This window comes from Aquabacterium sp. G14 (assembly GCF_037482285.1).
GTDB lineage: Bacteria > Pseudomonadota > Gammaproteobacteria > Burkholderiales > Burkholderiaceae_C > Aquabacterium.
The window spans coordinates 74,189-87,383 of the sequence record NZ_JBBEYB010000002.1; the positions used below are offsets into that span (position 1 = coordinate 74,189).

Annotated in this window: 14 protein-coding genes; 6 read left to right on the forward strand and 8 right to left on the reverse strand. The window is 59.5% G+C overall.

Going from position 1 to position 13,195, the window contains the following annotated elements:
- Positions 1–60 precede the first annotated feature (60 nt).
- The 6 genes from WIT60_RS02685 to ppsR form a co-directional block, all read right to left on the reverse strand.
- Positions 61–924, reverse strand: coding sequence for a PEP-CTERM sorting domain-containing protein (locus WIT60_RS02685; RefSeq protein ID WP_339582415.1), 864 nt, complete (start codon positions 922–924; stop codon positions 61–63).
- Positions 925–1,071: 147 nt separating this feature from the next.
- On the reverse strand, positions 1,072–2,439 hold the full coding sequence (locus WIT60_RS02690) for a phenylacetate--CoA ligase family protein (protein WP_339582416.1): 1,368 nt from the start codon (positions 2,437–2,439) through the stop codon (positions 1,072–1,074).
- A 78-nt stretch (positions 2,440–2,517) separates the two neighbouring features.
- The gene (locus WIT60_RS02695) at positions 2,518–3,228 is read right to left on the reverse strand and encodes a PEP-CTERM/exosortase system-associated acyltransferase (RefSeq protein WP_339582417.1); all 711 of its coding nucleotides are present in this window, start codon (positions 3,226–3,228) and stop codon (positions 2,518–2,520) included.
- Positions 3,229–3,433: 205 nt separating this feature from the next.
- The gene (locus tag WIT60_RS02700) at positions 3,434–4,096 is read right to left on the reverse strand and encodes a GNAT family N-acyltransferase (protein ID WP_339582418.1); all 663 of its coding nucleotides are present in this window, start codon (positions 4,094–4,096) and stop codon (positions 3,434–3,436) included.
- Positions 4,097–4,288: 192 nt separating this feature from the next.
- Complete coding sequence (locus tag WIT60_RS02705; protein ID WP_339582419.1) at positions 4,289–5,101, reverse strand: fused MFS/spermidine synthase; 813 nt, start codon at positions 5,099–5,101, stop codon at positions 4,289–4,291.
- Positions 5,101–5,919, reverse strand: a complete 819-nt coding sequence (gene ppsR, locus WIT60_RS02710; protein WP_339582420.1) for a posphoenolpyruvate synthetase regulatory kinase/phosphorylase PpsR — start codon at positions 5,917–5,919, stop codon at positions 5,101–5,103. Before ppsR ends, WIT60_RS02705 begins: the two co-directional genes overlap by 1 nt.
- Before the next feature lie 245 nt (positions 5,920–6,164).
- Here ppsR and ppsA point away from each other — a divergent pair, with 245 nt between their 5' ends.
- The 6 genes from ppsA to dnaB all read left to right on the forward strand — a co-directional run bounded on the left by ppsA (position 6,165) and on the right by dnaB (position 11,890).
- The gene (gene ppsA, locus WIT60_RS02715; protein WP_339582421.1) at positions 6,165–8,570 is read left to right on the forward strand and encodes a phosphoenolpyruvate synthase; all 2,406 of its coding nucleotides are present in this window, start codon (positions 6,165–6,167) and stop codon (positions 8,568–8,570) included.
- A 199-nt stretch (positions 8,571–8,769) separates the two neighbouring features.
- Positions 8,770–9,135, forward strand: a complete 366-nt coding sequence (rpsF, locus tag WIT60_RS02720) for a 30S ribosomal protein S6 (protein ID WP_339582422.1) — start codon at positions 8,770–8,772, stop codon at positions 9,133–9,135.
- Positions 9,136–9,187: 52 nt separating this feature from the next.
- Positions 9,188–9,478: a primosomal replication protein N gene (gene priB, locus WIT60_RS02725; protein WP_320361816.1), complete on the forward strand. Its 291-nt coding sequence runs from the start codon at positions 9,188–9,190 to the stop codon at positions 9,476–9,478.
- Positions 9,479–9,507: 29 nt separating this feature from the next.
- Positions 9,508–9,801 (forward strand): 30S ribosomal protein S18, encoded by a 294-nt coding sequence (gene rpsR / locus WIT60_RS02730; RefSeq protein ID WP_035034561.1) that lies wholly within the window; start codon positions 9,508–9,510, stop codon positions 9,799–9,801.
- A gap of 12 nt (positions 9,802–9,813) precedes the next feature.
- The gene (gene rplI / locus WIT60_RS02735) at positions 9,814–10,266 is read left to right on the forward strand and encodes a 50S ribosomal protein L9 (protein ID WP_339582423.1); all 453 of its coding nucleotides are present in this window, start codon (positions 9,814–9,816) and stop codon (positions 10,264–10,266) included.
- A gap of 187 nt (positions 10,267–10,453) precedes the next feature.
- A complete protein-coding gene (dnaB, locus tag WIT60_RS02740; protein ID WP_339582424.1) occupies positions 10,454–11,890 on the forward strand; it encodes a replicative DNA helicase in 1,437 nt (478 codons plus the stop codon).
- A 47-nt stretch (positions 11,891–11,937) separates the two neighbouring features.
- On the opposite strand, the gene trxC is transcribed toward dnaB, so the two are convergent.
- Positions 11,938–12,375: a thioredoxin TrxC gene (gene trxC / locus WIT60_RS02745; protein WP_339582425.1), complete on the reverse strand. Its 438-nt coding sequence runs from the start codon at positions 12,373–12,375 to the stop codon at positions 11,938–11,940.
- Between the two features lie 107 nt (positions 12,376–12,482).
- The gene (locus WIT60_RS02750) at positions 12,483–13,166 is read right to left on the reverse strand and encodes a Bax inhibitor-1/YccA family protein (RefSeq protein WP_339582426.1); all 684 of its coding nucleotides are present in this window, start codon (positions 13,164–13,166) and stop codon (positions 12,483–12,485) included.
- Positions 13,167–13,195 lie beyond the last annotated feature (29 nt).

The following is a 13,195-nucleotide window of genomic DNA, read 5'->3' on the forward strand; positions in this document are numbered from 1 at the left end:
GGCCTTTTGCTTGGGTTCAACGCTCTTTTCAGAGCAAGACCCGACGACTCAGATACTTCTTCAGGCCTTGCGGCGGGTCGCAGCACCGGCACCGAGCAAACCCAGGGCGATCAAAGCCAGGGCACCCGGTTCAGGAACTGTAGAGCCGCCGATGTCAGCGGTCGATGCCACGGTCCAACCTTTGCTGGTTGCATCACTTGTCGGGGAGAAAGTAAAAGTCGCCTTGAGATCACGAATTTCGCCGTTCAGACCAACCTGACTGTCTGTATCGAAATGGTACGCCCAGTCGCCACCGATGATGTCGAGGTACGCACTGCTGTTTCCAGAGATACCAGCACCATTAAAAACGCTACTGAAAGTAGTAGTGGTATCACCAAGCAAGGTTCCAGACCCAAACACGCCTTGCAACACCAGCTGACCACCGCTAATGCCTGGATACAGGCCAGCGTTCAAATCCTTGTTGACCCCAACATTGGGGCCCAAAGACGTGTTGTAGTCGAAAGCGTTCTTATAGACGGCGAAGGTGCCACCGACCGAGGTTGTCGCAACGAAGGGCCCAAAAAGGCTGACGGAGCTGTCTTGAAGGTTTCCGAAAATACCGGTCAGATAGCCATCAACACCGCGTGTAAACCACTGAATGTTGTCAGATACACGGGTGATGGACGAAATTGAAAAAATACCCATCGTGTCGGCACTCGTGTTCACCGAACCGATGCTTCCCGCAGCCTGCCCGCCAGGCGCCACAGCAGCATCACAACTGGCGACTGAATTACACGTTGAAGTGTACGAGGCCGTCGCAGAGTCATACAGATCGACGGTCATCTTGAAATCGCCGCCAACGATGACAAAAGCATTAGCAGAACCAACAGAAGCCGCAGCCAACGCCATGGCCGTCAGTGTTTGTTTGATTGTGGACTTGATCATGAGACCTCCTGGGTGATTGAACGCTTCCAACGCCTACAACCAAGCAGTCTTCATGCCAACCCCAAAACGATGATTAAGTCATTGATTTATTTGAACTTTATTGACAGCCTGGTCGATCGCATCATAGGCATGTCAAAAAAATCGACATCAACCTGCTGGCGCATCCATGTACGCAAACTTCCGCTCATGGTCTAGCAGGGGGCGCCATGGGAAAGCCGTCGCCGCCAACGCTTCGGCCTGGAGCGGTGTCTGCCAACGTTCCCGCAGCATCACGGTCAGCCGATTTGAGAGAAAAGCCAAGTCAGACTCGGTGTCTGGACGAGCCTGGAAGACAACCCGCATGGGACCACCTTCGTCCACCAAGATCTTGAAGGCCCCCGTCAAACGGTCAGCAACAGCGTGGTCACGATACAAGCACTCTTTAACCCCCTCGACAGAGGGCAATCCAGCGAGCTGATCCTTGATTCGCCCCTTCACCGCAATCATCGGCAACCAAGGGGGAGCACCGCCCGACTGGATCGCGAGTGCACGAGCCTCTTCCTCGCTCAACAAGCGTGCCATGTCACCTGTGGTGTAACGCGGCAGAGGAATCACAGCCTGCTGGTCCAGCATCGTCACGCACATCTCCCCATACCCGTCTTCATCCGGGTTGAGCACCTCAATGAACGAGCGCAGCGGGTTGTAGCAAAACAAGGACGGAATAGACGCGATGCCATCGCGACACCCTAGTGCCTGCGCGACACGAGCATCGCGAACTGCTGCGCGGCGCATGCGAATGGTGTCACGCGTCTCAAACAGCAGGTTCAGCCCCAACTCCCCCACGCCGAACGAACTGCCAATCAGACGGCTGTCGTCGACGTCCAGATCGATGCCCATGCGCGACGCGATGTAATCTCGCTGAGCCTCCACCAAGATCTCTTCGCCGATGATCACACTGGTGTTGAGCGCCTTCCAGTCAACGCCCGCGACCTCCGCCTCCTCCAGCAACGCTCGGATGAAGAGCGGATCGGTGCACAGCACTGTTTGCTGAAACTTCGGTCCAACATCCCGAAGAATCGAGCATGCCATGTCCTGCCGGACACTCACATTGGCCACGGCAACGGCCTTGGAGCGAAACACCACTCCCATTGGCAAGCAGTTCACCAAGAGCGTGGAACGCCGGTCAACGTCGAAAACATCCTGAAGACCCAGGTCGATGTCAAACCACCCGTCTTCGTGCTGATCACGCGCAGTCAACCGGAACCCGAAACTGCGCCCGCCGCGTCCGGAGCTGGTGAGCACGTCCGCCAATTCCTGAGCAGGAACGTCACGTGCCAACTCGTTCAGTGCAAAACGTCCAAATGTGTTCTGCTTTGTGAGAACCGGCAATTGAGCCCATTCAGCTGACCCGGCTGGAGTGTGACCACACCCATGCTCCCGCAGCAAGACACGATAGGCAGCACTGTGTTGCGCCGCCAATGGAATCATGCCCATCGCCCTGCGCCGCGATTGAGCCAGCATTTTTTGCCTGTCCATTCGCCGCCCCATCTTCAAGATGAGTCGACGGAGTCCCCGCAACGCGCCATCGGGCAGCAACGATAACCAGCCCATTGCTCAACCAGGACTTTGCAACCATTCCAGCAGGGCGGGCGCCGAGTTGCTCAGGCCATCTTCCAGTTGACGCAGATCTCCCAAGAAGGGAGCGACCGGACCATAGTAGTCCGTGTAAGGACCTATCTGCTGAAAACCAAAATTCATGCCGGCTAAGGCATTGGCCAGATAACGCTCCATCGCGGCGTACCAATAGCGAATGTCGTGCTGCAGGCTGTACTGATACATCTGCCGATACATGCACAGCAGGATTTGAGGCGAACTGACCCGACGCTCATGATCGGACAAGTGCTCTTCATTCACCGTCACGCCGGACACCTTGTCCCCACGGCGGCGGCGGTAGCGAGATGACACCATCAGGCGACTGATCTCGGCAGACTTGTCTGCAGGCGGCAAGGACACTCCCTCAAGCAACTGCACACAGTGGGTCTGAAATGGGAACGTCTGAATGGCATCCGGATGTACCAAACGCACGTAACCGGCCATTTCACCCTGAAGGTTCAGCGCGACGAAGTGAGACGAATGCACATCACAATCATCTCGTTCACGACCGTCTGGATAATCATCGACATCCAGGTAATGGCATTCCACACAGTAGACCTGATGGCGAAGCTGATACACCTTGTCCATCAAGCCGGCATCCTCGACTCGCCTCACCTCTCGTCCGGTGAAGAACGGGGCGAAATTCACGGGCTCTGCAGTGAGTGCGCTCATGGCAAACCATCTTTCAGGTGAAGTGGCCAGCGAATTCATTCAGGCAACTGGCGATCCCCAGGGACGGCGCCTGCAACAGGCAAGACAACCACCCCGTCCAAACGATCATCCCACTCGACCGACAGCCAAAGTGTAACGGGTTGTGTTCAACACGTTTATGCAGCAATGTAAAGCAAATTTCTCACGAAATACACTGCCGCTTACATCAACAGCACATTTCTGGCGGGCGCACAGCCTCGAAGAGGCTCGGGTGCCCCTCGCTGAGTTGGGCTGCCAAGACGTGCAAATCAATCAGGTAAGGTGCCACGGGCCCGTAGTAATCTGTCACCGGACCAATTTGCCGAAACTCGACCCCCAACATCCGCTGCAGCACACGTACCAGAGATCGCTCCATGGCGGCGTACCAATAGCGAACGCCTTGGCGAACGCTTCGCATGTACATCTGCCGGAACATGCTGCACAAGATCTCGGGGGACCGGTCAGGCTGACGTCGATGTATCGCGCTCACCATCAACCGGCTGATCTCCACCGATTGATGGGTAGGTGGCAAGACGATGCCTGGGTACAGCGCGTCGCAATGCGCTTGAAATGGGAAAGACCCAGCCGCGTCCGCACAAACCAAACGCACGTAACCGGCCAGACCACCGTCTGTGCCGCAGCTTGCAAAGTGAAAAGACCGCAGGTCGTGTTCGTCAGCCTCATACCCTTTCGGATAGTCAATGGCATCCAAAAAACCTTGCTCCAGGCAATAAACCTGAAACCGCAGCTGGTGAATCTGACGCATCAAGGCTGCGTCATGTGATGGATCTACTTCGAGAGCTTGGAATCCCGACAGTTGAGGATTCTGTTCCGTCGCGTCAAGGCTCATCGTCGCTCTTCGGTTGTTCCTGGCACAGCCACACCAGAACACATCGACAGATGCCTTGCGGCATACCAGTCGCGGGGCGTCATTCGACGCACCCCAGCATGTTCCACTGAGCGGATGATCCCACCAAAGAGGGTCCCCCCTGTAACAGCACGTGTCTCACTCAATCGCTCAACTCGCGCCCAGCCTACGCTATCAACGCTTGCGCTTACGTGCCGGCTTTGCTACGCCGGCTGGCTTTACCCAAGGCTTGAGCTCCTCTTCCAAGCCCAACATGACGTCGCCCAGAGTCTCTTGATGCACCTTGTCCAATTCGCGCCAACGTCGGCGCACCTGGGCTGCACACGACTGAAAAGATGCCTCGTCCGCAGCAAGGACCACCAAGTTGCCGCCACATGGCACTTCCAATGGCACCACGGGCTCACCGAACATCTGCCAGATTCTGCCAATCAAGCGGCTGCACAGCGGTTCAGCGTCCTGGAGGTTCACCATCAACACCCCAGTTGACCGCAGAGCAGCTCGGCAGGCTTTGTAAAACGCCAAACTGCTCAAAGCCTCCGGCTGTTCGCCCTGTGGACCAAAACCGTCAACCAGAATGACGTCGTAACTGCCGCGCACGGCCTGAGCCACCACATCGGCTCCATTCGCGCACACCACAGAAAGTCTTGCATCATCCGGAGGCACCAGAAACGCGTCCCTCGCCGCGATCACCTCCGGATTGATTTCAACCACGGTGATGCGCGTCTGCGGCAAGTGGCGATGACAATACTTCACCAGAGACCCGCCCCCCAACCCGATCATCAAGATCGACTCAGGTTGGGGTTGCATCAACAAAAACGCCATCATGGCGCGGCTGTAATCCAGGTCCAGCGCAGTCGGATCATCCAACCGCATGCGACTCTGGATGCTGGTGTCATCAAAACTCATGACAACAGACTGACCATCCTGCTCAATGATCGGCGAGGGCAACTCAGCGTCGCCCAGCACGGGTTTCACATGGCCGCTCATCAGTACACCAACCGATCAGGGCGAATGTCGCGCAAGATCGTTGTGGCGATCTCCTCAATGGATTTATGGGTGGAGGACAGCCAGTCAATGCCTTCACGGCGCATCATGGCCTCCGCCTGATTCACCTCGAAACGGCAGTTTTCCAAGCTGGCATATTTGCTCCCCGGACGCCGCTCGTTGCGAATCTGACTCAGGCGCTGAGGGTCGATGGTCAAGCCAAAGCACTTTTTCTTGTAAGGCTTGAGCATCGTGGGCAAGAAGCCTCGGTCGAAATCCTCAGGAATCAAGGGCACGTTCGCTGCCTTGATGCCGTGCTGCATGGCCAAGTACAGCGAAGTCGGCGTCTTGCCGCACCGACTCACCCCAACCAGCACCACGTCAGCGGCATCCAGGCTGCGCGACGACTGTCCGTCATCGTGCTCCAACGCAAAGTTGATGGCTTCGATGCGTTCGTTGTACCCCGTGTCCTGGCTGGGGTCGCTGAAGCGCCCCACACGGTGGTTCGACTTCATGTTGAACTCTTCTTCGAGCGGCGCCACGAAGGTCTGAATCACGTCGAAGACCTTGCCATCGCAGGTCTTGAGAATGGGCATCACGTCATCATTGGCCATCGTGATGAACACGATGGGACGCTTGCCCTCGCGCACCCCGGTGGCGTTGATCTCCCGCACCACCTGATAGGCCTTGTCCACCGAGTCGATGAAGGGACGGCGGATGTGGCGTGGCTTGATCGCGAACTGCGCCAGGATGGAATTGCCCATGGTTTCGGCGGTGATGCCGGTGCCATCGGAAATGAAGAAGACGGTACGGTCGGACATGAAATGGTGGGGCGCTGAACGATGAGGGGCCCCAGCGGGACGCCGCGCTCACCACCCAGTAACACGCCCTGGAATAGGAAACAGACAAACCCGGATCATAGGCCTGACCGTACAATGTCGCACATTGATGCCCTGCCACAGCTCTTGCGCACCCAGGCCATACAAATAGAACTCCAGGCCTCTTTGCAACATCGTGTGACATCGGACAGGGCAACGCCAGATTTTTTCACCATCCTGGAGTTTTCATGACCAACCGATTTGAGCCGACCGCCCTGGTCGTCCCTTTCGAACAACTGCGCAACGAGGACGTTGAAGTCGTCGGCGGCAAGAACGCCAGCCTCGGCGAGATGATCTCGCAGTTGCCCAACGGCGTGCGCGTGCCCACCGGCTTCGCCACCACGGCCCACGCCTTCCGTGAGTTCCTCAAGCACGACGGCCTGTCCGAGCGCATCAGCCAGCGCCTGGCCGCGCTCGACACGGAAGACGTGCGCGCCCTGGCCGAAGCTGGCGCCGAAATCCGTGGCTGGGTCGAAGCCCAACCCTTCCCCGCCGATCTGGAACAGGCCATCCGCACGGCCTACGCCAAGCTGGCCGGCGACAACCCTGACGCCTCGTTCGCTGTGCGTTCGTCCGCCACCGCTGAAGACCTGCCGGACGCCTCGTTCGCCGGTCAGCAGGAAACCTTCCTGAACGTGGTTGGCATCGAAGACATCCTGCACAAGATGAAGGAAGTGTTCGCCTCGCTGTACAACGACCGCGCCATTTCCTACCGTGTGCACAAGGGCTTTGCCCACGACGTGGTCGCCCTGTCTGCAGGCGTGCAGCGCATGGTTCGCTCTGACCTGGGCGCCGCTGGCGTGATGTTCACCATCGACACCGAGTCAGGCTTCCAGGACGTGGTCTTCATCACCTCCAGCTACGGTCTGGGCGAAACCGTGGTGCAAGGCGCCGTCAACCCTGACGAGTTCTACGTGCACAAGCCCGCCCTGAAGTCTGGCAAGCAGGCCGTCATCCGCCGCAATCTGGGCTCCAAGCTGATCAAGATGGAGTTCGCTTCGGCCGAGGAAAAGGCTGCCACAGGCAAGCTGGTGCGCACCGTTGACACCACCGTCGAGGCCCGCAACCGCTACAGCCTGACCAATGAAGACGTGACCGAACTGGCACGCTACGCCGTCATCATCGAAGAGCACTATGGCCGCCCGATGGACATCGAATGGGGCAAGGACGGCACCGACGGCAAGCTCTACATCCTGCAGGCTCGCCCTGAAACCGTGAAGAGCCAGCAGCAAGGCAAGGCCGAGCAGCGCTACAAGCTCAAGGGCACCGGCACCGTGCTGGCCGAAGGTCGCGCCATTGGTCAGAAGATCGGCACCGGCCCCGTGCGCATCGTGCACAGCATCTCGGAGATGGACACCGTCAAGCCCGGCGATATCCTCGTCACCGACATGACCGACCCCAACTGGGAACCCGTCATGAAGCGCGCAAGCGCCATCGTGACCAACCGTGGCGGCCGAACCTGCCACGCGGCCATCATCGCGCGTGAACTGGGCATCCCCGCCGTGGTCGGCTGCGGCAACGCCACCGAGCGCCTGACCGACGGCACCCTGGTGACCGTGGCCTGCTCCGAAGGCGACACCGGCTACATCTACGAAGGCCTGCTGGAAACCGAAGTCACCGAAGTGACCCGTGGCGAGATGCCGCACATCGGTCTGAAGGTCATGATGAACGTGGGCAACCCCCAACTGGCCTTCGACTTTGCCCAGATGCCCAACAGCGGCGTGGGCTTGGCTCGCCTCGAGTTCATCATCAACAACAACATCGGCGTTCACCCCAAGGCGATTCTCGACTACCCGAACATCGACAACGACCTGAAGAAGGCTGTCGAATCGGTGGCCCGCGGCCATGCTTCGCCGCGCGCGTTCTATGTGGACAAACTGGCCGAAGGCATCGCCACCATCGCCGCCGCGTTCTGGCCCAAACCCGTCATCGTGCGCCTGTCGGACTTCAAGTCCAACGAGTACAAGAAGCTGATCGGTGGTTCACGCTACGAGCCGGAAGAAGAGAACCCGATGCTGGGCTTCCGTGGCGCCTCGCGCTACATCAGCTCCGAATTCGGTGAAGCATTCGCCATGGAATGCGAAGCGCTCAAGCGCGTGCGCAACGACATGGGCCTGACCAACGTCGAGATCATGGTGCCCTTCGTGCGCACCCTCAAACAAGCCGAGCGTGTCACGAACATGCTGGCCGACCACGGCTTGGTGCGCGCATCCAAGGGTGGCAAGGACGGCCTGCGCGTCATCATGATGTGTGAGGTGCCTTCCAACGCGATCTTGGCAGACCAGTTCCTGGAGTTCTTCGACGGCATGTCGATCGGATCGAACGACCTGACCCAGTTGACCCTGGGTCTGGACCGCGACTCAGGCCTGGAGTTGCTGGCCGCCGACTTCGACGAACGTGATCCGGCCGTCAAGGCCATGATCTCGCGTGCGATTGCCGCCTGCCGCGCCCAGGGCAAGTACATCGGCATCTGTGGCCAAGGTCCCAGCGACCACCCCGACTTCGCCGAGTGGCTGGCCGCCGAAGGCATTGTGTCGATTTCGCTGAACCCTGACACCGTCATCGACACTTGGCAGCGCCTGGCCGCCAAGTAAACTGACGACATCAAGCGGGACGCGGACGTCCCGCCTTGAACGATTCACTGATGCGCCGCCCACGGGCGGCGTTTTCATTGCTATAATCATGGGTTTTCTGAATGTTGCTTTGGGATTCAACCACCAGAGCAGCCCTTGCCGTCAGCGGGTTTGACGCTTCGCGACGGCTTCCATCAACTGGAATCCACAAGGAGTTTCCATGCGTCACTACGAAATCGTCGTGCTGATCCACCCGGATCAAAGCGAACAAGTGCCCGCCATGCTCGAGCGCTACAAGACCCTGATCACCACCACCGGTGGCCAGGTTCACCGCGTTGAAGACTGGGGCCGTCGTCAGCTGGCTTACCAGATCAACAAGCTGGCCAAGGCACACTACCTGTGCCTGAACGTCGAAATCAGCAAGGAAACCCTGGCTGAAATCGAAACCGGCTTCAAGTTCAATGACGCTGTGCTGCGTCACCTGACCGTGCTGAAGGACAAGGCCGAGACCGCTCCTTCCGTGATGATGAAGCAAGTTGAGCGTGAAGAGGCCCGCAAGGCCCAGCAGGAACAAGCCGCTGCCTGATTGATGCCGCAAGGCATTCAGGCATCGCGTCCACCGTTCACCGATTGACTGCATGAACCGCGTCCTGCTGTCTGCACAAATCATTGAACGCAAAGCGCTGAGATACACCCCCGCCGGCCTACCCGCCCTCGATCTCGTGCTTCAGCACGAATCCGAGGTGACAGAGGCACAGCAAAACCGCAAGGTCAAGCTGGAGATCAAGGCAGTTGCACTGGGCCCCATGGCCGAGAAACTGAACCGGCAAGAAACAGGCGTGACCTTCGGGTTGGCTGGTTTTCTGGGTGCTCCTCGCGCCGGACGTGGCGTTCTGCTGCACATCACCGAACTCAACGACATCGTTTAACACATCCATTCGGATACTGAGAGGTTCTCATGGCTGCACCCCGCTCCAAGAACGGCAAGTTCTCCAAAGACCGCAAGGGCAAGCGCAACACGCAATCCCTGCTGTTCCGTCGCAAGCGCTTCTGCCGCTTCACCGTCGCCAACGTCGAACAGATCGACTACAAGGACGTTGACACCCTGCGCGACTTCATCGCTGAAAACGGCAAGATCATCCCCGCACGCCTGACCGGCACCCGCGCGATCTACCAGCGTCAACTGACCACCGCCATCAAGCGCGCTCGCTTCCTGGCCCTGCTGCCTTACAGCGACCAGCACCGCGTCTAAGGAGTCTTCGTCATGCAAATCATCCTCCTCGAAAAAGTCGCCAACCTGGGCAACCTGGGTGATGTGGTCAAGGTCAAGGACGGCTACGCCCGTAACTTCCTGATCCCGACCCGTCAAGCTCGTCGTGCCACCGAAAAGGCCATCGCCGAGTTCGAAGCCCGTCGTGCCGAGCTGGAAAAGGCTCAAGCTGAGAAGCTGGCCGCCGCTCAAGCCGTGGGCGAAAAGCTCAACGGCAAGACCGTGTCCATCACTCAGAAGGCTGGCGTTGACGGCCGTCTGTTCGGCTCGGTGACCAACTTCGACATCGCTGAAGGCCTGAAGGCTGCCGGCTTCGAAGTCGCCAAGCACCAGATCCGCATGCCCCACGGTCCTCTGAAGACCACGGGCGAGCACGCTGTGTCGGTGGCTCTGCACACCGACGTGGTCGTGGACGTGACCGTTGCCGTGGTTGGCGAAACCGCCTAAGGTTTTCCTTCCTCTGCGATTCACACCATCGCCTGAAACCGGTTTCGGCCGGTTTCAACCAAAGCCGGCCTCACCGCCGGCTTTGTCGTTTGTGGCCTGACTTATCCCGCAAAGTCCCCAGCATTTCCCAAGGCTGCCCACAGACTTGTCCACAAGCCTGGGACCGCTCCGCTTTTATCATTGAGCCATGTCTGCAGCATTCCCCACCCCGTTCTCCGCCCGTGGCGCCACCGACTCATTGAGCAGCGACGAGGTCGCCAAACTCCGCGTGCCGCCGCATTCCATCGAGGCTGAGCAGAGTGTGCTGGGGGGGCTGTTGCTGGACAACAGCGCCTGGGATCGCGCGGCCGACCTGCTGCATGAGGGTGACTTCTATCGCCACGAACACCAGTTGATCTTTCTGGCCATTCAGCAGTTGGTGGGCGCCTCCAAGCCCGCCGACGTGATCACGGTGTTCGAGCAGTTGCAGATGCAGGGCAAGGGGGCCGAAGTGGGCGGCCTCGCCTACCTGAATGCCCTGGCCCAGTCGGTGCCCAGTGCGGCCAACATGCGCCGCTACGCCGAAATCGTGCGCGAGCGCGCCGTGCTACGTAAACTCGTCACCGCCAGTGACGAGATCGCCACGAACGCCTTCAATCCGCAGGGCAAGAGCGTCTCCGACATCCTGGACGAGGCTGAAGCCAAGATCATGAAGATTGGCGAGGAAGGCAGTCGCAACAAGCAGGGTTTCTTCGCGATGGATGGCCTGGTGGTGGACCTGCTGGACCGCGTCACCGAACTGGCCGACAACGGTGCCGAGGACGTGACCGGCGTGCGCACCGGCTTCATCGACATGGACAAGATGACGGCCGGCCTGCAAAAGGGTGACCTGATCATTTTGGCCGCCCGCCCCTCCATGGGTAAAACTGCCTTCGCGCTGAACATTGGCGAGAACGTTGCCGTGAACGAAGGCTTGCCGGTCGCCGTGTTCTCCATGGAAATGGGGGCGTCACAGTTGGCGCTGCGTATGGTGGGCTCCATCGGGCGCATCAACCAGCAGAACCTGCGCACTGGCCGGCTCACCGACGACGAATGGGGCCGTCTGAGCGAAACGGTCGAAAAGCTGCGCACCGCCAACGTCTTCATTGACGAAACCCCCGGCCTGTCGCCCAACGAGTTGCGCGCGCGTGCGCGACGCCTGGCCCGCCAGTTTGGCGGGACGCTGGGCCTGATCATCATCGACTACCTGCAACTGATGAGCGGCTCTGGTGGCAACGAAGAAAACCGCGCCACCGTGATCGGTGAAATCTCGCGGGGCCTGAAAGCCTTGGCCAAGGAACTGCAGTGCCCGGTGATCGCGCTGTCACAGCTGAACCGTTCGGTGGAAACGCGTCCGGACAAGCGTCCGATGATGTCCGACCTGCGGGAATCCGGTGCCATTGAGCAGGACGCGGACGTGATCATGTTCATCTACCGCGACGAGTACTACAACAAGGAATCGAAGGTGCCCGGCACGGCCGAGATCATCATCGGCAAGCAGCGTAACGGCCCGGTGGGCAGCCTGCACCTGGCCTTCTTGAAGTCCAACACGCGCTTCGAGAACCTGGCCCCTGGCACCTACATCGGCGAGGGTGATCAGTACTGATCACGTCCCCGGGAACTCAACATGATGTCCCGTGCGGTTTGACGACCTCACAGCCCATGCCGCGCCAGCCAAGCCTGCAGTTGGGCGGGTGGTAAGGCCCCGGACACTCGGTCCACCTCCCTGCCCTGCTTGAACAGGGCCAGGGTGGGGATGCTGCGGATCTGGTAGGCGGACGCAATGCCCTGCTCCACTTCGGTGTTGACCTTGGCGAAGCGCACACGGCTGGCATACGGCGCGGCCAGTTGCGCAAACACCGGCGCGAACATCTTGCACGGCCCGCACCAGGGCGCCCAGAAGTCCACCAGCACCGGCAGTTGATTGCGTGTGATGAAGCGCTCAAAGCTGGTCTGAGTCAATTCAACCGGTTGCGGCACCAGAACCGGCTGATGGCACTGACCGCACTGGGGTGCATCGCCCAAGCGCTGCGCCGGGACACGGTTGATCGCACGGCAGTGGGGGCACACCAGTTCCAGGGACGTCGTCATGAGCTCTCCTCGTGAAGTCTTGTACCCCAGATGGTATCCAAGTGCCAAAAAACAAGCCCGCCAGGGCCGCAGGCCAGGGCGGGCTCAGATGTGAGGCGCGGCGGAACTCAGTCGTCGCCGCCACCCAGCGCCGTCAACAGGTGCAACAGCGACGAAAACAGGTTGTACACGCTCAGGTAGACCGACAGCGTGGCGGTCACGTAATTGGTTTCGCCGCCGTCGATGATCTGCTTGAGGTCATACAAGATGAAGGCGGAGAAGATCACTACGCCCATGGCCGACAGGGCCAGGTACAGCGCCGGCATTTGCAGCCAGATGTTGGCGATGCCGGCCACGATCATGACCATCAGGCCCACGAACAGCCACTTGCCCAGGGATGACACATCGCGCTTCATGGTCGATGCCAGGGTGGCCATGCCCCCGAACACCAGGGCCGTACCACCGAAGGCCGTGGCAATCAGCGAAGCGCCATTGGACAAACCCAGCACCATGCCCAGCATGCGCGAGAGCATCAAGCCCATGAAGAAAGTAAAGCCCAACAGCAACAGGACGCCGACGCCGGAGTTCTTGAACTTTTCGATGGCGAAGAAGAAACCAAACGACACCGCCATGAACACCATCAGGCCCATGAAGGGGCTGCCAGAGAAGAAGCTGAAGCCTGTGGCCACGCCCAACCACGCACCCAGCACCGTGGGCAGCATCGACAAGGCCAGCAAGGCGTAGGTGTTGCGCAGCACGCGCTGTCGGTCACCGGCCACGGCCGCGCCGTACACCACGTCAAGGGGTTTCATTGATCGATCCATGTGCTCTCTCCAGGTTC

Excerpts from the sequence above, each read along its gene's own strand:
- rplI (WP_339582423.1), top strand. The coding sequence starts at position 9,814 with ATGCAAATCATCCTCCTCGAAAAAGTCGCCAACCTGGGCAACCTGGGT.
- ppsR (WP_339582420.1), bottom strand. The coding sequence starts at position 5,919 with ATGTCCGACCGTACCGTCTTCTTCATTTCCGATGGCACCGGCATCACC.
- WIT60_RS02700 (WP_339582418.1), bottom strand. The coding sequence starts at position 4,096 with ATGAGCCTTGACGCGACGGAACAGAATCCTCAACTGTCGGGATTCCAA.
- rpsF (WP_339582422.1), top strand. The coding sequence starts at position 8,770 with ATGCGTCACTACGAAATCGTCGTGCTGATCCACCCGGATCAAAGCGAA.
- WIT60_RS02705 (WP_339582419.1), bottom strand. The coding sequence starts at position 5,101 with ATGAGCGGCCATGTGAAACCCGTGCTGGGCGACGCTGAGTTGCCCTCG.
- rpsR (WP_035034561.1), top strand. The coding sequence starts at position 9,508 with ATGGCTGCACCCCGCTCCAAGAACGGCAAGTTCTCCAAAGACCGCAAG.
- priB (WP_320361816.1), top strand. The coding sequence starts at position 9,188 with ATGAACCGCGTCCTGCTGTCTGCACAAATCATTGAACGCAAAGCGCTG.
- ppsA (WP_339582421.1), top strand. The coding sequence starts at position 6,165 with ATGACCAACCGATTTGAGCCGACCGCCCTGGTCGTCCCTTTCGAACAA.
- WIT60_RS02695 (WP_339582417.1), bottom strand. The coding sequence starts at position 3,228 with ATGAGCGCACTCACTGCAGAGCCCGTGAATTTCGCCCCGTTCTTCACC.
- WIT60_RS02690 (WP_339582416.1), bottom strand. The coding sequence starts at position 2,439 with ATGGACAGGCAAAAAATGCTGGCTCAATCGCGGCGCAGGGCGATGGGC.
- WIT60_RS02685 (WP_339582415.1), bottom strand. The coding sequence starts at position 924 with ATGATCAAGTCCACAATCAAACAAACACTGACGGCCATGGCGTTGGCT.
- dnaB (WP_339582424.1), top strand. The coding sequence starts at position 10,454 with ATGTCTGCAGCATTCCCCACCCCGTTCTCCGCCCGTGGCGCCACCGAC.
- WIT60_RS02750 (WP_339582426.1), bottom strand. The coding sequence starts at position 13,166 with ATGAAACCCCTTGACGTGGTGTACGGCGCGGCCGTGGCCGGTGACCGA.
- trxC (WP_339582425.1), bottom strand. The coding sequence starts at position 12,375 with ATGACGACGTCCCTGGAACTGGTGTGCCCCCACTGCCGTGCGATCAAC.